Below are 18394 nucleotides of genomic sequence, written 5' to 3' on the forward strand. Positions count from 1 at the left end.
CCCTAGCGCAGCGCGCGGATGAAACGGCCCGCCTCCCCGCGTAGCCGGGCCGAGATGCGCAGGACCTGACGGCCGCGGGGAGTGGTGAGCTCGACGGTGATCACATCTCCGTGCTTGACGCCTCGGGACGCCGTCACCTCACGACGGTCGAAGACGACGTCGAACCAGTCGCCCTCCCGCGGGAAGGGGGCGAGGACCAGCAGCCGCCGATCGGTCAGCATGATCCAGCGCGAGGCCCCGAACCGGTGTCCGACGAAGGATTCGACCTTCGCCGTGAACCGTCCGGGCCCGCTCGGGTCGGTGAGCCGACCGCGCAGCACGACCTCGATGAACTCGCCGGACTCCAAGGGCACTGCCGGGAGACGACGATGGGACGGTATCAGGGGCACGGGCGTCAGTGTCCTCCACGCACCCCGTACAGTCGCCGGGTGAGGGCACAGGCGGACGAACCGAACGCGGCGGCCTCGGCCGCCACCCTGGCCGAGCTGACCGGAGCCGACCGGCACGACATCGCGATCGTGCTGGGATCGGGCTGGCCCCCGGCCGGCGATGTACTGTCCCGGCAGGCGACCGACGTCACCGAGGTCACGTTTACCCAACTCGGCGGCTTCCCATCCAACACCGACGTTCCCGGGCACAAGCCGACCGCACGCTCCGTCCAGCTCGGCGACCGCCGCCTGTTGATCTATCTGGGCCGCGTACATCCCTACGAGGGCCATGACCTGTCCCGGGTGGTCCACGCGGTCCGCCTGGCCTGTGCGGCCGGCGCGTCGACCGTCATACTGACGAACGCCGCCGGCGGTCTGCGCGCGGACATGTACGTCGGCCAGCCCGTCCTGGTCGCCGACCACCTGAACCTGACCGGCCGCTCACCCCTGGTCGGTCCGGCGTTCACCGACCTGACCGACGCCTATTCCCCCCGGCTACGGGCGCTTGCCCGCGAGGTCGATCCCACCCTGGCCGAAGGAGTGTATGCGGGACTGCCCGGTCCGCACTTCGAGACACCCGCAGAGATCCGCATGCTGCGGCTCCTGGGAGCCGACCTGGTCGGCATGTCGACCGTGCACGAGACGATCGCGGCGCGGGCCGCCGGAGCGGAGGTGCTGGCCCTGTCCCTGGTCACCAACCTCGCAGCGGGGATGAGCGGCGAGCCGCTAGATCATCTCGAGGTGCTGGCCACGGGAGCTGCCGCCGCGGAACGCATGGGTATCCTGCTCGCCGACATCGTCACCCGGCTGTAGGACCACGGCGCAATCGCGATGCCGTCCTCGTCCCGACCAGGCCCGACGTCCCTGCCCAGCCCACTCGCCGAGCAGGTCGAGGCCTGGCTGGCCGATGATCCGGATCCCGCCGACCAGGCCGAACTGGCCCGGCTGCGCGACGGCGCGGGTCACGATGCCACGCTGCTCGCGGAGCTGGCCACACGTTTCCACGGACCGCTGCGGTTCGGCACAGCCGGGTTGCGCGGGCCACTGCGCGCCGGTCCAGCCGGCATGAACACCGCCGTGGTGCGCCGCGCCGCCGCCGGACTCGCCACCTGGCTCACGAGCAGGGCGACACCACCAGCACAGGCGGCACCGAGTTCCTCGACGGCGACCGTCGTCGTCGGCTACGACGCCCGGCATCGCAGCGAGGCGTTCGCCCTCGACAGCGCCCGGGTGTTCGCCGGTGCCGGACTGCGGGCGCTGGTACTCCCCGGGCCGGTGCCCACTCCGGTGCTGGCCTTCGCCGTGCGCAGGCTGGGCGCGGACGCCGGCGTGATGGTCACGGCCAGCCACAATCCGGCCACCGACAACGGCTATAAGGTCTACCTGGGTGATGCTTCCTCGGGCGCCGCGCGGGGGGCGCAGCTCGTGGCTCCGGCGGACAGTGAGATCGAAGGAATGATCGCGGCTGCCGGCCCCGCCCGGGCGATCCCACTCGCCGAGACCTGGCGGAGGCTCGATGCGGATGTCGTCGACGACTACATACACGCGGCGGCCACCGCCGGCCGGGCAGCCACAGCCACCGACCTACGCACAGACGTGACCACGGACGTGACCACGGACGCGACGACCCTGACCGTTGCGTACACCCCGTTGCACGGTGTCGGCGCAGCCGTTCTCAGCGCCGTGTTCACCGCCGCGGGTCTCGCCGCACCCGATGTCGTCCACGAGCAGGCCGAACCCGATCCGGAGTTTCCGACAGTCCAGTGGCCGAACCCCGAGGAGGCGGGGGCGATGGACCGGGTTCTGGCGCTCGGCGAGCGCATCGACGCCGATCTGGTACTCGCCAACGATCCCGACGCCGACCGGTGCGCCGTCGCCGTCGGAGGGCGGGTACTCAGCGGTGACGAGGTCGGTCTGCTTCTCGCCGATCATGTCCTGCGCTCCCGCCCCGGTCCGGTAACGACCACCATCGTCAGCTCCTCCGGTCTGCGTGCGCTGGCCGCCGAGGTCGGGGTTCCTTACGCCGAGACGCTGACCGGCTTCAAGTGGATCATGCGTGCGGACGCGCGGCTGGTCTTCGGCTACGAGGAGGCACTCGGATACGCCGTCGCCCCGGATCTGGTCCGCGACAAGGACGGCATCACCGCCGCCCTCGCCATCGCTCTGATCGCCGCGCGGGCGAAGCGACGAGGTCGGACCCTGCCAGGCCTGCTCGACGAGTTGTCCGCACGACTCGGTGTCCATCTCGCGGGGCAACACTCGGCGCGCTTCGACGACGTCACCCAGATCGACGAGATGATGCACCGCCTGCGGGTCCAGCCGCCGACCAGCCTCGCCGGGCGTCCCGTCACCGGAGTCCGTGACCTGCTGGCCGGCGGGCGGGACGGGAACGCACCGGCGGGGGGGATCCCCCCTCGACCCGCACGCCCCATGGAGCGTGCCGGCCCCATGGACCGTGCCGACGCGGCGCATCCGGTCCTGCCACCCGCCGACGTGCTCATGCTGTTCCTCGACGAGGATCGGGTGATCTTCCGCCCGAGCGGGACCGAACCCAAACTAAAGGTGTACCTCGAGACCGTGGAGCCGGTGCCGGGGCATGCCGTCGACGCGGTGCCCGCGGCTCGGGACCAGGCCGCGGCACGCCTGCTCCACCTGCACACGGCCGCGGGCAATCTGCTCGACGGACGCGACGGAGATCACATCTCGCCGAAGATCCGATCACCCGCGTCGCCGAGCCCGGGCACAATATAGGCCGTCTCGTTCAATCTCTCGTCGACCACGGCGGTCACAACGGTCAGGTCGGCCGTGCCGACCGCAGGGCCACCGGATTCCAGCGCCGCAAGGCCCTCCGGTGCTGCCACCACGGAGACCACGGTGACGCCCCGCGCCCCGCGGTCGGCGAGCAGCCGCAGGCAGTGCAGGGCCGAACCGCCGGTGGCGAGCATCGGGTCGAGCAGCAGCACCGGGCGGCCGGCCAGATCGGTGGGGATCGCCTCCAGGTAGGCCGTGGGTTCGAAGGTCGTCTCGTCGCGGGAGAGCCCGATGAACGCGGTGTGGGCGTCGGGAAGCAGGTTGAGCGCCGCCGGCAGCATGCCGAGCCCGGCCCGCAGCACCGGGACGACGACCGGTTCCGCGGCCAACCGCACCCCGGAGGTCGTGGCCAGCGGAGTCGTGACGGTGACCGGCATCGTCGGCAGCGTACGGGTCGCCTCGTACACGAGCATCATCGCCAGGTCGTACAGGACGGGCCGGAACCGGGACCGGGGCGTGCGCTCGTCCCGCAGGACGGTCAGCGACGAGGCCGCGAGGGGATGGTCGACGATGTGCAGCTGCACGGAAGGACACCTCGTACGCGAAGCCGGGCGATCGGCAATGATGCAACGTATGACAACGGCTCCGGCCGGATCGGACCGTCCCGGCGAGGAACCCGAGAAGTGCCCCTCCCGACCGGCCGCCGGCGCTCGCCCCACGCTGCGGCGCGCCGAGGTGGCCCGGATAGTCGACCACACACTGCTACAGCCGTCCGCCACCGGCGAGGAGATACTCGCGCTGTGCGGGGAAGCTGCCAAGCTGGGTGTCGGTGCCGTCTGTGTGGCGCCGACCCATGTCTACCTGGCCGCCGCGAGTACCCGACGGGACGGCGGTGAGGTCGGGCCGGCCTTCGGCGTCGCCTCCGTCATCGGCTTTCCGCACGGCACGCACCTGACCGTCATCAAGGCCGAGGAGGCGCGGCGGGCGGTCGCGGACGGCGCCACGGAGATCGACATGGTCATCGACATCGCCAACGCGATGGACGAGAACTGGCGAGCGATCGAGACCGAAATCACCGAGGTCCGGCTGTCGGTGCCGCCGGACGTCGTGCTCAAGGTCATCCTGGAGACGGCCCTGCTGCCGGACGAGAGCATCGTCGCCGCCTGCCGGGCAGCGGAGGCCGGCGGCGCCGAGTTCGTCAAGACCTCCACCGGTTTCCACCCGGCAGGCGGGGCCAGCGTGCGCGCAGTGCGGGCGATGGCGGCGGCCGTGGGTGGCCGGCTCGGTATCAAAGCCTCGGGCGGCATCCGCACCGCCGAGAAGGCGATCGAGATGATCGAGGCCGGCGCGACCCGGCTCGGACTGTCCGCCTCCGCGGATGTGCTCGCCGGCTTTCCCAGGTGACCGGCTTCCCCGGATGATCCGCCGCCGACGGCCACAGCCGAGATCTGACGGCTAGCCCACGCGCCCCGCCACCCAGCAGCCAGACAGATAATCATCAACGAGCCCGCAGGCCTGCATCAGGGCATAGGCGGTGGTCGGACCGACGAAGACGAACCCGGCCGCGCGCAGCCCCTTGGCGAGCGCCACCGACTCGGGGGTCTTCGCCGGCACGTCGGCGAGGGTGGCCGGCGCCACCCGCCCCATCGGCTCCGGCTGGAACGACCAGATCAGATCCTCGAGGGGACGGTCCAGCGTAAGGACGGCGCGGGCATTGGCGATCGTCGCCTCGATCTTGCGGCGGTTTCGAACGATGCCGGCGTCGGCGAGCAGCCGGTCGACATCCGCGGAACCGAACGCGGCCACGGCGGCCGGGTCGAATCCGGCGAACGCCGCCCGGAACGCCGGCCGCTTGCGCAGGATCGTCAACCACGACAGGCCAGACTGGAACGCCTCCAGAGTCAGCCGCTCGAACAGACCGACCGTGTCCCTGACCGGACGCCCCCACTCGTCGTCGTGGTAGGCGACGTACTCCGGCGCGGACAGACCCCACGGGCATCGCAGGCAACCATCGGCTCCCACCACGGCATCCGAGGCGGGCCTCACCGGCCCACCGCTCATCAGGCTGACTCCGCGGAGACAAGCTCCGCATAGCCCGGCTTGATGACGTTGTTGATGAAATCGAGCCGCCGGTCGAAGGGCAGGAAGGCGGACTTCATCGCGTTGAGGGTGAGCCAGCGGATGTCGGACCAGCCGTAGCCGTTGACGTCCACGAGGGTCGCGAACTCACTCGACAGCGACACGCCGCTCATCAGCCTGTTGTCCGTGTTGACCGTGACCCGGAACTGCAGCCGGCGAAGCAGCCCGATGGGGTGCCGCTCGATGCTCGGCGCGGCTCCGGTGTGCACGTTCGACGAGGGACACATCTCCAGCGGCACCCGGACGTCGCGCACGTAGTTCGCGAGATCACCGAGGATCGCCTTACCGTCCGGATCGACCGTGATGTCATCGACGATGCGCACTCCGTGCCCCAGCCGATCGGCGTTGCACCACTGCACGGCCTCCCAGATCGACGGCAGGCCGAACGCCTCGCCTGCATGGATCGTGAAGTGGCCGTTCGCCCGCTGGATGTACTGGAAGGCGTCCAGGTGACGGGTGGGCGGATTGCCCGCCTCGGCGCCCGCGATGTCGAACCCGACCACGCCGGCATCGCGCCACCGGACCACGAGCTCCGCGATCTCCAGTGAGCGGGCCTGATGGCGCATCGCGGTGAGCAGGGCGCGAAGGTGCAGCGGTGTGCCGGCCGAACCGGCCCGGAACCCGTCAAGCACGGCCTCGACCACCGCGTCCAGGGACAGCCCGCGCTCGACGTGCAGCTCGGGGGCGAACCGCACCTCGGCGTAGACGACGCCGTCGGCCGCAAGATCCTCCGCGCACTCCCGCGCCACCCGCATGATGGCCTCCTGGGTCTGCATCACCCCCACCGTGTGCCGGAACGTCTCCAGGTAGCGGACGAGCGAGCCGCTATGCGCGCCGCCACGAAACCACGTGCTCAGGGTGTGGACGTCCGTGGTCGGCAGATCGCGGTAACCGGTCTCGTCGGCGAGCTCGACCACCGTGGCCGGCCGGAGCCCGCCGTCAAGATGGTCATGAAGCAGTACCTTCGGCACCCGGCGGATGTCCTCAACCGTGATCGTCGGGGGCCGTGCGTCGTTCGTCATCATGTCCTCCGTCATCGTCTCGACGGTAGGCCACGGGTACGACAGAACAGCGACGGCACGATGACGACCCGGACTGCCGGGACCGGTTCAGCTGAGGTGATCGAGGACGAGCGGTGTGCTCGGGGGCGGCGTCGCGGCGACCTCCACCGCTCCCGTCAGGGCCTCCCGGGCCCGCTCGACGCTGGCCGGGTCGTCGGTGTGCAGTTCCAGCAGCGGCTCGCCGGCCGTGACCGGGGCACCGATTCCCACCCGCCACCGCACGCCCGCCGTCGCGGAGACCGCGTCCTCCTTGCGGGCCCGGCCCGCGCCAAGCCGCCAAGCCGCCACGCCGACCGCTCGGGCGTCCAGGCGGTGGAGATAGCCGGTCGCCGGCGCGGGGACGGTCTCGACATGGCTCGCCGCCGGAAGCGGCGCGTCCGGATCGCCGCCCTGGGCCGCGACCATCGCCCGCCACACCGCAAAAGCGTCCCCGGCAGCCAGCACCTGCGCGGGATCATGGAGAGCGCCGGACCGGTGGCCGAGCTCGGCGGCGACGAGGTCGATCATCGCTCTGGCCAGCGCGACGGTGACCTCCACCAGATCCGCCGGCCCACCACCACGGAGGGTCTCCACGGCCTCGGCCACCTCCAGCGCGTGCCCGGCGGTCCGGCCGAGGGGGTGGTCCATCCCGGTCAGCAGGGCCTCGGTGCGGACCCCGGCGGCAACGCCGATCCGGACCATCGCCCGGGCGAGTTCACGGGCCTCGCCCACCAACGTCATGAAGGCCCCAGAGCCGACCTTGACGTCCAGGACCAGCGCCGACGTGCCCTCGGCGATCTTCTTACTCATGATCGACGATGCGATGAGCGGGATCGACTCGACGGTTCCGGTGACGTCCCGCAGCGCGTAGAGCCGGCGGTCGGCCGGAGCGAGGCCGGCACCCGCGGCACAGATCACCGCACCCACCTCGGCGAGGAGCTCACGCATCCGGGCGGCCGACAGATCCGCCCGCCAGCCGGGGATCGCCTCCATCTTGTCCAGCGTTCCACCGGTGTGACCGAGCCCCCGCCCGGCGAGCTGTGGGACCGCGGCCCCACAGGCGGCGACCAGCGGCACCAGCACGAGCGAGACCTTGTCGCCGACCCCTCCGGTGGAGTGTTTGTCGACGGTGGGACGTCCCACGCCGGTCAGGTCCAGGCGCTCCCCACTGTCGATCATTGCGGCGGTCCAGCGGTCCAGCTCGGCGGGAGCCATCCCGCGCCACACCACCGCCATCAGGTACGCCGACATCTGCTCGTCGGCGACCAGACCCCGGGTGTAGGCGTCAATGAGCCAGTCGACGGCCCGGAGATCGACGGGTCGACCGTCCCGCTTGGCCCGGATCAGATCGACGACGTCGAAGCTCCCGCTCACGCGACACCCGGTAGATCGTGCGGTCCGAACGCTGCGGGGAGCAGGTCCGCGATGGTGCGCACGCCGTCGCCCGTGGCGACGAGCAGATCCGGCCCGCCGTGCTCGTAGAGCAGCTGGCGGCACCGTCCGCAGGGCGCCAACGGCGCACCGTCGGAGTCGACGCAGGCGAACGCCAGCAGCCGACCACCGCCTCTGGCGTGCAGCGCCGAGACGAGACCGCATTCGGCGCACAGTCCGAGGCCGTAGGACGCGTTCTCGACATTGCAGCCGACGACGATCCACGGGTCGTCACCGGTGGTACGCCCGGCGGCGTCCGGCAGATCCACGACCAGTGCAGCAGCACCCACCCGCAGACCCGAGTAGGGCGCGTAGGCGCTCTGTGCGACACGGACAGCGGCGTTCCGCAACCGCTCCCAGTCTTTATCGTTCACACTGCACCCCAGGTCCGTGGTCCGTTCGGTCGCTGTCGCCAGCATGCCCGACCCCCGGTCCGGCCACGATGTGATCCCATGGATGCGAGCCCCACCGGCGATCGGAAGGGACCACGGGATGGCAGGCGAGTCCCCGGACAATCCGGGTTCGGCCAGAGCGGTGGCCCTCGTCGGGGGACGGTACCGGCTCGACGGGGTCATCGGACGCGGCGGATTCGGCGTCGTGCACCGGGCCACCGACGAGCTGCTCCAGCGCGTGGTTGCAATCAAGGAAGTACGGCTGCCGCTCGGGGAGAACGCGGACGAACGCGACCTGACCCGCGAGCGGGTCCTACGCGAGGCGCGCGCCGCCGGTCGGCTGCATCATCCCGGTGCCGTCGCAGTCCTCGACGTCATCGACGACGGCGAGCTGCCCTGGATCATCATGGAATACGTTGACGGCCAGTCCCTCGCCACGATCATCAACGATCGCGGACCGCTGCCGGTCGAGGAGACGTGCCGGATCGGTATCAGCCTCGCCTACGCCCTGGAGGCCGCGCACCGGCTCGGCGTGGTGCACCGCGACGTCAAGCCGAGCAACGTGCTGGTGACCGCGGACGGCCGGGCCCGGCTGACCGACTTCGGCATCGCGGTCAGCCAGGGGGATCCCCGGCTCACCAGCACTGGGATGGTGATGGGCTCCCCCGCCTACCTGCCGCCGGAACGCGCCCGTGGCGATGCCGGCAGCGCCGCGGGTGACCGGTGGGGACTGGGCGCCACGCTGTTCACCACCGTCGAAGGCTACCCGCCCTTCTCCGGCGGTGACCCGATTTCGGTGCTCACCGCCCTGGTTCAGGGACGACGCCAGCCCTTCCGGCTGGCCGGACCACTTATACCGGTGATCGACGACCTGATGGCCCCGCACGAGGCGAGCCGACCACCGCTCACCGTCGTACGCGGGCGACTGCGCGAGATAGTCGAACGAGATGCGGTCCGCCAGCACGCCGCAGCTCAGCAGAACACCGGAGCCCGCCAGGACACCGAGACGCGTCAGGAGGCCACGCCGTCGCGGACACCTCGGTCCCGTCCCACCGGGCCGTTGGAGCGCATCCACTCGATCGACCGGATGCGTGCCCTGGGCGGAATCCCGGCCCGGGCCCGGCTCATCGGCCGAGGGCACGGCAACGGTTTCACCGGCGGCGACGTCGAACTGGCTAATCTCTTCGCCACCGCCTCACCGGCCTCCCCGCCGTCGACCGCCCGGCTGCGGCCGGCGCCCGACAGGCCGGCGGGAATCGAGCCGGCGGGAGGTCCGCCACGCGACCCCGACGCCGGGGATCGGCGTCGCGTGACCATCGCCGTGGCGACGCTCGTGGCACTGGTCGCCGCCGCGATCATCGGCATCGTGATCGTGGTGACAGGTGGCCCGGACGACAAGAGCCGCGGCACCTCGACCAACCAGACCGGCGGCATCTCGTCGCCGACCGGAGCCGGCGGGTCGGCCCCGGCGGGCCCGGCGGCGGCCGGGGAGCCCGTCGCTCGGGAAACCACCCCGGTCACGGGCCCGCCTGGCTGGGTGTCCTACGTCGATCCCACCGCCGGCTGGTCCGTGGCGTACCCCTCGGACTGGCAGCGCCGCGAGGGGCCCGGCGGACCCGGAAACGTCGACTTCGTGGACCCGGCTGCCCGGTCCTTCCTACGTGTCGGTAGCGTCAGGCAAGCAAACACCTCTGCCATCGGCGACTGGCGACGCAACGAGGCCGGCTTCCGGCAGAGCGTGCGGGATTATCGGCAGATACGGCTGGCTCCCAGCGATGGTGGGGATGGCACCAACCAGGCCGGCTGGGAGTTCGGGTACCGCGGGTCGGACGGGGTCATGGTGCATGTGCTCAACCGGGGTGCGATTCGCAACGGCCACGGGTATGCCCTGTACTGGCATACCAGGGAGGATCTGTGGCTGCAAGATCAACTGTTGATGCGCCAGCTGTTCGCCACCTTCCGGCCCGGTCCGTGATGTCGGCCATCGACGGATTTGCGGTGCCCGTAGTGTTCGGAAAGATGCGGGCCGTCCGGCGCGCGCATCAGTCCATCCGTCAGACTTGACACGATGGCTAAATCGGCAAGTGTGCCCCCGGACACCTCCCGGCACGGCACACCTCGCTACGTAGCGCAGCGCTACCGGCTCGACACGCCCATCGGGCGTGGTGGAGCCGGTGTCGTCTGGCGCGGTGAGGACGAACTACTCCAGCGCCCGGTCGCCATCAAAGAGATCCTCGTGCCGATGGCCGGCGCGCAGAACGAGCGCGACGCGATCCGGGCCCGGGTTCTTCGCGAGGCCCGTGCCCTGGCCAGGCTGCACAGTCCCGCCATCGTCTCGGTGTACGACGTGGTCGAGGAACATCAGCGGCACTGGATCATCATGGAACTCGTCGACGCGGACAGCCTCGGCGATGTGATCCGCAACCAGGGCCCGCTGCCCTTCGACCAGGTCGCCGCGATCGGGCTGGCGCTGACCGACGCGCTCGCCGCGGCCCATTCGGCGGGCGTGCTCCACCGCGACGTCAAGCCCGGGAACGTCCTGCTCGGGCGGGACGGCCGGGTGCGGCTCACCGACTTCGGCATCGCCGCGACCGAGGGCGACGTGACCCTGACCGGCGCTGGGGCCCTGGTCGGCTCCCCGGCCTACATCGCTCCCGAGCGGGTCCGGGGCTCCTCCGGCACTCCCGCGAGCGACCTGTGGGGGCTCGGCGCGACGCTGTACTCGGCTGTCGAGGGCCAGCCGCCGTTCGAGGGCCCGGAGACCTACGCCGTACTGACCGCCGTGGTCGAGGGCCGCCGGCGGGCCTTCCGGCTAGCCGGCCCGTTGCGCAACCTGCTCAGTGACCTGATGGACCGGCCGGCCGAGGAGCGGCCCGACGTGACGGAGATCCGCCGGCGGCTGATCCCGATCGCGCGCAATGCGAATCCGGTACCGGCTTCGGTCATGCACGCCCGTCCTCGGACTGGCGAGGAGACGGACGCGAGTTCCGTCGACGTCGGCCTGGAGAACCTCGACGACCCGGCCGAGCCGGCAGCAGGCGCCGGACCGGCCGCAGATTCCCGGCCGGGGTCGGGCGGCGGTGTCGCCGGGACCGCGGGAGTCCAGGCGGGCGAGGCGGCTCCGGCGGCCGTGGGAGACCAGGGGGCTGTCCCGCGCCCGACGAACCGCTCGGCGTCCGCCGCCGCGCCGCCCGTCCCCGCTGACCGCGACGTCACTGTGGATCCCCTACTCAACCCCCTTGACGGGACCGCCGTGGCGGCTGCGGGCGCTGCCGAATCGCGCACCGGTCGTGGGGAACCCGGCCGCACCGGCCCATCGAACCACGTGATCCCGCCGGACCGGACCACCCCGCAGAACCGCGCAGCACCGCCTGGCCGGACGCGGCCCGAGCCCGACCACGACGCGCCGACCAGCATCGGGCTCAACAGCGTGGCGGGGTCTCCGGTGGACGACGACGTGACCCGCATCGGCGCGGCCACCCCCGTGTCGGCGACCTCCGACCTGGATCTGTTCGACGACGACAATCACGCCGCCGGACTGTTGCCCCTCGGCGAGGCCCGGCGCCGCGCCGAGCCTCCCCGCCGCGACGGGCACGGTCACGGACCGGGCGACCCCCAGCGGCGTCGACAGCGGACGATCGCGGTCGTGGCCGGAGCGGCCATGCTCGTGATGGGCGCGGCCATCGCCCTGACTGTCGGACTGACCTCCGGCGGCTCGACCCCCGAGCCGAACGATGTCACCGCGCAGCAGACCACGCCACCGCCCATCGCGACCATCGCTTCCTCCCCCCCGGCCGTGACCTCACGATCCACCACGTCTGAGGTCGTCGCCCCGGACTCCCCGCGCTACACCTACCGCCCCCGGCCGTCGTCGTCTGCGACCCCAACGACGACGCCGACAACGGAGACGCCCACCCCGACCCCCCAGCCGAGCACCCGGGTTCAGACCTCCCCGCCACCGACCCAGACACCACCCGACCGGGTCACCCCCTCGCCGAGCCGGACGGCATCGGCCTCTCCGGGGGTCACGACGCCGCCCGTCGTTCCGACGACGGCACCGGCGCCGACCGAAACCACCACCCTCGTACCCTGACGACCCGGTCGAGGGACGGCTCGGGGAGCGGGCCGGCACCGAATGGCACCGGAACCCGGGGGTGGGGCGTCCCAGTGCGCCTGTGGCCGAGTTCACCCGGACGCGCCCGGCCCGAACATGCCCTCCACCAGGCCCGGCACTAGCATCTGGGTGAGATGCACCATCGTCTCGACGATGCGTCGGGGCGCCCTAGCGCCCCCAGACATGACCTTTCCGGCCCATCGGCTGGGCCGATCCGGAGGAGCTTTCATTGCCGAAGGCACCAGCGGGCACGCTGTACCGCGGTCGAGAGGGTATGTGGTCCTGGGTGGCCCACCGGATCACCGGTGTCCTGGTCTTCTTCTTCCTCTTCGCCCACGTGCTCGACACCGCTCTCGTCCGGGTCTCCCCCACGTCGTACAACGAGGTGATCGAGGTCTACAAGAACCCGGTCGTCAACCTGCTCGAGGTCGGCCTGGTCGCGGCGGTGCTGTACCACGCCCTCAACGGCATCCGGATCATGTTGATCGACTTCTGGGAGTCCGGCCCGAGGTACCAGAAGCAGATGCTGTACGTCGAGCTCGTCATCTTCGTCGTGCTGCTGGTTCCGGCCGCCTCCCGAATGCTGCTGCACACCTTCGAGACGCTGTTCGGGAGCACGACCTGATGACGGCAACCGCTCCCCCCGGTGGCCCGGCGGGCCCGCGCGCGCCGGAACTCGTCGCGCCCCGCGCCCCCGGGCTCTCCCGCCGGCGGGGGAAGCCGGGCAGCGCCAAGGCGCGCACCAACTTCGAGCTCTACGCCTGGGTGTTCATGCGGGTCAGCGGCCTGCTGTTGTTCTTTCTGGTGCTCGGTCACCTGTTCATCATGAACATCCTCGACGGCGGTGTGCAGCGGGTGAACTTCGGGTTCGTCGCCGGCCGCTGGGCGTCACCGTTCTGGCGCACCTGGGACCTGGTGATGCTGCTCCTGGCGGAGCTGCACGGCACCAACGGCCTGCGCACGATCATCAACGACTACGCCGGGCGGCCCCAGACCCGGTTCTGGCTGAAGACGCTGCTCTATACCTCGGCGTTCCTGGTCGTCGCCCTCGGCACCCTGGTCATCTTCACCTTCGATCCCGATATCTGAACGCGCCGGTGATCTCGTGACCCCAGCATCGGACGGATGGAGGTAGGCGTGCAGGTCCACAGGTACGACGCAGTCATCGTCGGTGCGGGCGGAGCCGGCATGCGTGCCGCCATCGAGGCGGGCACCCGCTGCCGGACCGCCGTGCTCACCAAGCTCTATCCCACCCGCTCGCACACCGGCGCGGCGCAGGGCGGCATGTGTGCCGCCCTGGCCAACGTCGAGGAGGACAACTGGGAGTGGCACACCTTCGACACGATCAAGGGCGGTGACTACCTGGTCGACCAGGACGCCGCGGAGATCATGGCGAAGGAGGCCATCGACGCTGTCCTCGACCTGGAGAAAATGGGGCTGCCGTTCAACCGGACACCCGAGGGTCGCATCGACCAGCGCCGGTTCGGCGGCCATACCCGCGACCACGGCAAGGCCCCGGTGCGCCGCTCCTGCTACGCGGCGGACCGCACCGGGCACATGATCCTGCAGACGCTGTACCAGCAGTGCGTCAAGCACGACATCGAGTTCTTCAACGAGTTCTACGTCCTCGACCTGCTGCTGCAGGAGGGCGCGGCGGCCGGGGTGGTCGCCTACGAGCTGAAGACCGGAGAGATCCACGTCTTCCAGGCCAAGTCGGTGGTGTTCGCCACCGGCGGTTTCGGCAAGGTCTTCAAGGTCACCTCCAACGCGCACATGCTGACCGGTGACGGAATGGGTCTGGCGTTCCGGCGGGGCATCCCGCTGGAGGACATGGAGTTCTTCCAGTTTCATCCGACCGGCATCTGGAAGATGGGGATTCTGCTCACCGAGGGTGCCCGCGGCGAGGGCGGAATCCTACGCAACAAGGACGGCGAACGCTTCATGGATCGCTACGCCCCGACCATCAAGGACCTTGCGCCACGCGACATGGTGGCTCGCGCCATCTACACCGAGATCCGTGCCGGCCGCGGCTGCGGCCCGGACGCCGACCACGTCTACCTCGACCTCACCCACCTGCCGCCGGAGCAACTCGACGCGAAGCTGCCCGACATCACCGAGTTCGCCCGGACCTATCTCGGCATCGAACCGTACAACGACCCGATCCCGATCCAGCCGACGGCGCACTACGCGATGGGCGGCATCCCGACCAACGTGGACGCGCAGGTGCTCGCGGACAACGACACGCTCATGCCCGGTCTGTACGCGGCCGGCGAGGTGGCGTGTGTGTCCGTGCATGGCGCGAACCGGTTGGGCACCAACTCGCTGCTCGACATCAACGTATTCGGCCGGCGGGCCGGCATCGCCGCCGCCGAGTACGCGAACGCGACCGCACGGCACGCCGACCTCCCGGAGAACCCGGCGTCGTTCGTCGAGGACCTGCTCGGACGCCTGCGCGCGGGCGCCGGAACCGAGAACGCGGCTGCGATCCGGCGCGAGCTGCAGGAGTCGATGGACGCCAACGCCTCGGTGTACCGGACGGAGGCGACGCTCAAGCAGGCGCTGAGCGACATCTCCGGCCTCAAGACGCGTTACCAGCGGGTGGGCGTGTCCGACCGGGGGCGTCGCTACAACACCGAACTACTCGAAGCGGTGGAACTCGGCTTCCTGCTGGACCTCGCCGAGGTCCTGGTCGTCGGGGCGCTGGCCCGCAACGAGTCCCGCGGGGGCCACTCCCGTGAGGACTACCCGAACCGGGACGACGTCAACTTCATGCGCCACACGATGGCCTACCGGTCGGGGCCGCTGGTGGCCGCCTCGCCGGAGGCGGAGATCCGCCTAGACTACAAGCCGGTTGTCATGACCCGCTACCAGCCGATGGAGCGCAAGTACTGATGACAGTCACCCTCAAGATCCGTCGCTACGACCCGGAGACGGTCGACGAGGCGCACTGGGAGAGCTACCAGGTGCCGTTCGATCCGAGCGACCGGCTGCTCGACGCGATCATGTGGGTCAAGTGGAACCTCGACGGGACGCTCGCCTTCCGCCGGTCCTGCGCGCACGGGGTGTGCGGCTCGGATGCGATGCGGGTCAACGGCGCCAACCGCCTCGCCTGCAAGGTGCTGGTGAAGGACCTCGGCTCGGAGATCACTATCGAGCCGATCAAAGGTCTGCCGGTGGAGAAGGACCTCATCGTCGACATGGAACCGTTCTTCGACGCGTTCCGGGCGGTGAAGCCCTACCTGATCACTGACGACCACGAGCCGACCCGCGAGCGGCTGCAGTCCGCCGAGGACCGGGCCCGCTTCGACGACACGACCAAGTGCATCATGTGCGCGGCGTGCACCACCGCGTGCCCGGTGTTCTGGACCGACGGCGACTACTTCGGCCCGCAGGCGATCGTCGCGGCCCACCGGTTCATCTTCGACAGCCGTGACTCCGGTACCGACGAACGCCTGGAGATCCTCAACGAACGCGAGGGGGTCTGGCGTTGCCGGACCACCTTCAACTGCACCGACGCCTGTCCACGCGGCATCCAGGTGACCAAGGCCATCCAGGAAGTCAAGCGGGCGCTGTTGTTCCGCCGCGTCTGAGCCTTCCTCCCGGCCGGTCATGCGGTGTCCACCGCGAACGCGAACGGCAGCACCGACGGCGCTCCGGCCTGCCGGAGCAGTCGAGCGGCGACCGTCATCGTCCAGCCGGTGACGATCCGATCATCGACGAGCAGCACCGGACCGCCGAGCTCGCCCAGGGCGGCGGCAAGGGCCGGGGAGACGGTGAACGCATTCCACAGGCCGGCGAGCCGGTGCGCGCTGTTGTGCACCTGCCCGGTGTGCGGCCCGTCGGCGACCCGGTCGAGCTGCCCCAGCAGCGGCAGGCGTCCGATGGTGGCAATGCGCTCGGCGAGGCTCGCGACGAGCCGGGGCCGGCTCCGGGACGCGATCGACACGACGGCCACCGGCCGCCGCTGCCATCCCCAACCGGCGAGCGTCGCGACCACCGCCTCGACGAGATCGCCGGGAAGCGGGCCGTCGAGGGCACCGGGCACAGCGGAGCCGGGCACAGCGGAGCCGGGCGCGGCGAGGGTGGCAGGCGTGAACATCGGGCGCAGCCGGTTTCCCCAGCCCACATCGCCGAGTCGGGCGAGCGCCCGCCCGGGCTCGGCACCGGCCGACGCCGGGATACGCCCGGCCAGGTCGACCCCGAGCCGGCCCATCCCCGTCGGCCACATCCGCCGCGGTTCGACCGGGACGCCCGCCCGGTGCAGCTCATCCCGGGCCCGCGTCCGCGAGAACTCCGAGACCGCGGACGACCACGACCGACCGGTGCACCGGTCACACCGCCCGCAGGCCGCCGCGTGGGGATCGTCAAGCTGCCGGCGCAGGAACTCCATCCGGCAGCCGGTCGTCACGATGTAGTCAAGCATCGCCTGCTGTTCCCGAGACCGTGCCGCGGCGACACGCCGGTAACGCTCCTCGTCGTACGACCAGGGCTCACCGGTACTCGCCCAGCCGCCCCTGACCCGCCGGACCGCCCCGTCGGTGTCGAGAACCTTCAGCATCTGGTCAAGCCGGCTGGGGCCGAGGTCGACGGACGCGAGCAACGCCTGGGTCGACAGCGGCCGGTCGGCGGCCGCGAGCACTCCGAGCACCCGGCGGACGACGTGCTCCGGCGGAAAAGAGGTGTCCGCGAAGTAGCGCCAGATGTCCCGGTCCTCAGCCGCCGGGAGGAGCACGACCTCGGCCGTATCGAGCGCACGGCCGGCCCGGCCGATCTGCTGATAGTAGGAGATCGGCGACGACGGAGCCCCGACGTGGACGACGAAGCCGAGGTCCGGCTTGTCGAAGCCCATTCCGAGCGCGCTGGTGGCGATCAGTGCCTTGACCCGGTTCGCGAGCAGGTCCTCCTCGGCGGCGATGCGCTCGGCCGCCTCGGTGCCACCGTGATACGTGGTGACGGCATGACCCTGACCGCGCAGAAAGATGGTCAGCTCCTCCGCCGCCGCCTTCGTCAGCGTGTAGACGATCCCCGATCCGGGCAGCTCGCCGAGATGGTCGGCGAGCCAGCCGAACCGGTGCTCGGCCTGCGGCAGCGACACAACCGCGAGCCGCAGGCTCTCCCGATCGAGACTCCCGCGCAGCACCAACGTCCCGGCGGACGCTGGGCCGGCGGGAGCGGAGGTTCCGAGCTGCTCACTGACGTCCTCGACCACGCGGGTGTTGGCGGTGGCCGTCGTGGCCAGCACCGGGACCCCCGGACGCAGCCCGGCGACGAGGGTACGCAGCCGCCGGTAGTCGGGCCGGAAGTCGTGCCCCCAGTCGGAGATGCAGTGCGCCTCGTCGATGACGAGCAACCCGGTGGTAGCGGCGAGCTCGGGCAGGTAGTCGTCCCGGAAGGTCGGGTTGTTCAGCCGCTCCGGCCCGACGAGCAGCACGTCGAGCTCGCCCGACCGCAACGCCGCGTAGACCTCGTCCCACTCGGTCACATTGCCGGAGTGAATCTCGCCGGCGCGGATGCCCAGCCTCGCCGCGGCCGCCGCCTGGTTGCGGATGAGCGCGAGCAACGGGGAGACGATCACCGTCGGTGCAGCGCGTCCCGCTGCACCGCGGAGCAGTGCCGTGGCGAGGAAGTACACCGCTGACTTGCCCCAACCGGTGCGCTGGACGAGCAGCACCCGGCGCCGGTGGGTCACGAGCGCGTCGATGGCCTGCCACTGGTCCTCGCGCAGCGCCGCGGCCGGCCCGGCAAGCGCCCGCAGCAGCTCCTCCGCGCGCTCCCGCAGCCCACCGGGCACCGGGTCCGCCGGGTCCGGAGCATGCGCGACCGGCGACGCCGGGCCGGAAGCCACCGGAAGCGCGGAGGTCGTCTCGTCTGCTGCCATGAGAGGTGTCTACCCGACGCCACCGACAAGATCGGATCGCCCCAGGTCACAGCCGCTTCCGCACCGGAGACGGCGTGGTGGGCCGCGGTCAGCAGCATCCCAGCGATCGACACCCGCGAACCCGGCCCCGCCTGGGCACGGTCACCACCGGGGTACGGCCGCGACGGCCCGAGGCGGAGCGACTGCGGCATGTTAGGGCCTGTTTGGGAAGTTTATCGGGG

At 70.9% G+C, this 18394-nt stretch carries 16 protein-coding genes; 9 read left to right on the forward strand and 7 right to left on the reverse strand.

Annotated elements, in window-relative coordinates; translation table 11 throughout:
* Positions 1–2: 2 nt before the first annotated feature.
* Positions 3–389, reverse strand: coding sequence for a hypothetical protein (locus tag AC08OU_RS11880; protein ID WP_462186670.1), 387 nt, complete (start codon positions 387–389; stop codon positions 3–5).
* Between the two features lie 39 nt (positions 390–428).
* Here AC08OU_RS11880 and AC08OU_RS11885 point away from each other — a divergent pair, with 39 nt between their 5' ends.
* Both AC08OU_RS11885 and AC08OU_RS11890 read left to right on the forward strand, forming a co-directional pair.
* Positions 429–1241 (forward strand): purine-nucleoside phosphorylase, encoded by an 813-nt coding sequence (locus AC08OU_RS11885; protein WP_476599672.1) that lies wholly within the window; start codon positions 429–431, stop codon positions 1239–1241.
* An 18-nt stretch (positions 1242–1259) separates the two neighbouring features.
* On the forward strand, positions 1260–3179 hold the full coding sequence (locus AC08OU_RS11890; RefSeq protein WP_476599674.1) for a phospho-sugar mutase: 1920 nt from the start codon (positions 1260–1262) through the stop codon (positions 3177–3179).
* On the opposite strand, the gene upp is transcribed toward AC08OU_RS11890, so the two are convergent.
* Positions 3125–3763 (reverse strand): uracil phosphoribosyltransferase, encoded by a 639-nt coding sequence (upp, locus tag AC08OU_RS11895; RefSeq protein WP_476599676.1) that lies wholly within the window; start codon positions 3761–3763, stop codon positions 3125–3127. The two genes, AC08OU_RS11890 and upp, sit on opposite strands and share 55 nt — an antisense overlap.
* Before the next feature lie 40 nt (positions 3764–3803).
* Here upp and deoC point away from each other — a divergent pair, with 40 nt between their 5' ends.
* Positions 3804–4583 (forward strand): deoxyribose-phosphate aldolase, encoded by a 780-nt coding sequence (gene deoC / locus AC08OU_RS11900; protein WP_462186678.1) that lies wholly within the window; start codon positions 3804–3806, stop codon positions 4581–4583.
* 51 nt (positions 4584–4634) lie between these two features.
* Here deoC and AC08OU_RS11905 read toward each other — a convergent pair whose 3' ends face one another.
* The 4 genes from AC08OU_RS11905 to AC08OU_RS11920 all read right to left on the reverse strand — a co-directional run bounded on the left by AC08OU_RS11905 (position 4635) and on the right by AC08OU_RS11920 (position 8163).
* On the reverse strand, positions 4635–5240 hold the full coding sequence (locus AC08OU_RS11905; protein ID WP_476599678.1) for a DNA-3-methyladenine glycosylase I: 606 nt from the start codon (positions 5238–5240) through the stop codon (positions 4635–4637).
* Positions 5240–6340: an adenosine deaminase gene (locus tag AC08OU_RS11910; RefSeq protein WP_476599688.1), complete on the reverse strand. Its 1101-nt coding sequence runs from the start codon at positions 6338–6340 to the stop codon at positions 5240–5242. Before AC08OU_RS11910 ends, AC08OU_RS11905 begins: the two co-directional genes overlap by 1 nt.
* 87 nt (positions 6341–6427) lie before the next feature.
* A complete protein-coding gene (locus AC08OU_RS11915; RefSeq protein ID WP_476599680.1) occupies positions 6428–7732 on the reverse strand; it encodes a thymidine phosphorylase in 1305 nt (434 codons plus the stop codon).
* Entirely contained in the window at positions 7729–8163 is a 435-nt protein-coding gene (locus AC08OU_RS11920; protein ID WP_462186664.1) for a cytidine deaminase, read from the reverse strand. Before AC08OU_RS11920 ends, AC08OU_RS11915 begins: the two co-directional genes overlap by 4 nt.
* Positions 8164–8281: 118 nt before the next feature.
* On the opposite strand from AC08OU_RS11920, the gene AC08OU_RS11925 reads away from it, so the two are divergent.
* The 6 genes from AC08OU_RS11925 to AC08OU_RS11950 all read left to right on the forward strand — a co-directional run bounded on the left by AC08OU_RS11925 (position 8282) and on the right by AC08OU_RS11950 (position 15885).
* Positions 8282–10156, forward strand: coding sequence for a serine/threonine-protein kinase (locus AC08OU_RS11925; RefSeq protein ID WP_476599682.1), 1875 nt, complete (start codon positions 8282–8284; stop codon positions 10154–10156).
* Between the two features lie 93 nt (positions 10157–10249).
* A complete protein-coding gene (locus AC08OU_RS11930; RefSeq protein ID WP_462186662.1) occupies positions 10250–12274 on the forward strand; it encodes a serine/threonine-protein kinase in 2025 nt (674 codons plus the stop codon).
* Between the two features lie 250 nt (positions 12275–12524).
* Positions 12525–12920, forward strand: a complete 396-nt coding sequence (gene sdhC / locus AC08OU_RS11935; RefSeq protein WP_462186661.1) for a succinate dehydrogenase, cytochrome b556 subunit — start codon at positions 12525–12527, stop codon at positions 12918–12920.
* Positions 12920–13384 (forward strand): succinate dehydrogenase hydrophobic membrane anchor subunit, encoded by a 465-nt coding sequence (locus tag AC08OU_RS11940; protein ID WP_462186660.1) that lies wholly within the window; start codon positions 12920–12922, stop codon positions 13382–13384. The genes sdhC and AC08OU_RS11940 overlap by 1 nt, the downstream gene beginning before the upstream one ends.
* Before the next feature lie 48 nt (positions 13385–13432).
* Positions 13433–15187, forward strand: coding sequence for a succinate dehydrogenase flavoprotein subunit (sdhA, locus tag AC08OU_RS11945; RefSeq protein ID WP_476599684.1), 1755 nt, complete (start codon positions 13433–13435; stop codon positions 15185–15187).
* Complete coding sequence (locus AC08OU_RS11950) at positions 15187–15885, forward strand: succinate dehydrogenase iron-sulfur subunit (RefSeq protein WP_462186658.1); 699 nt, start codon at positions 15187–15189, stop codon at positions 15883–15885. The genes sdhA and AC08OU_RS11950 overlap by 1 nt, the downstream gene beginning before the upstream one ends.
* Positions 15886–15902: 17 nt before the next feature.
* Here AC08OU_RS11950 and AC08OU_RS11955 read toward each other — a convergent pair whose 3' ends face one another.
* On the reverse strand, positions 15903–18173 hold the full coding sequence (locus AC08OU_RS11955) for a DEAD/DEAH box helicase (protein ID WP_476599686.1): 2271 nt from the start codon (positions 18171–18173) through the stop codon (positions 15903–15905).
* Positions 18174–18394 lie beyond the last annotated feature (221 nt).

The organism is Frankia sp. CcMO1 (assembly GCF_977945845.1).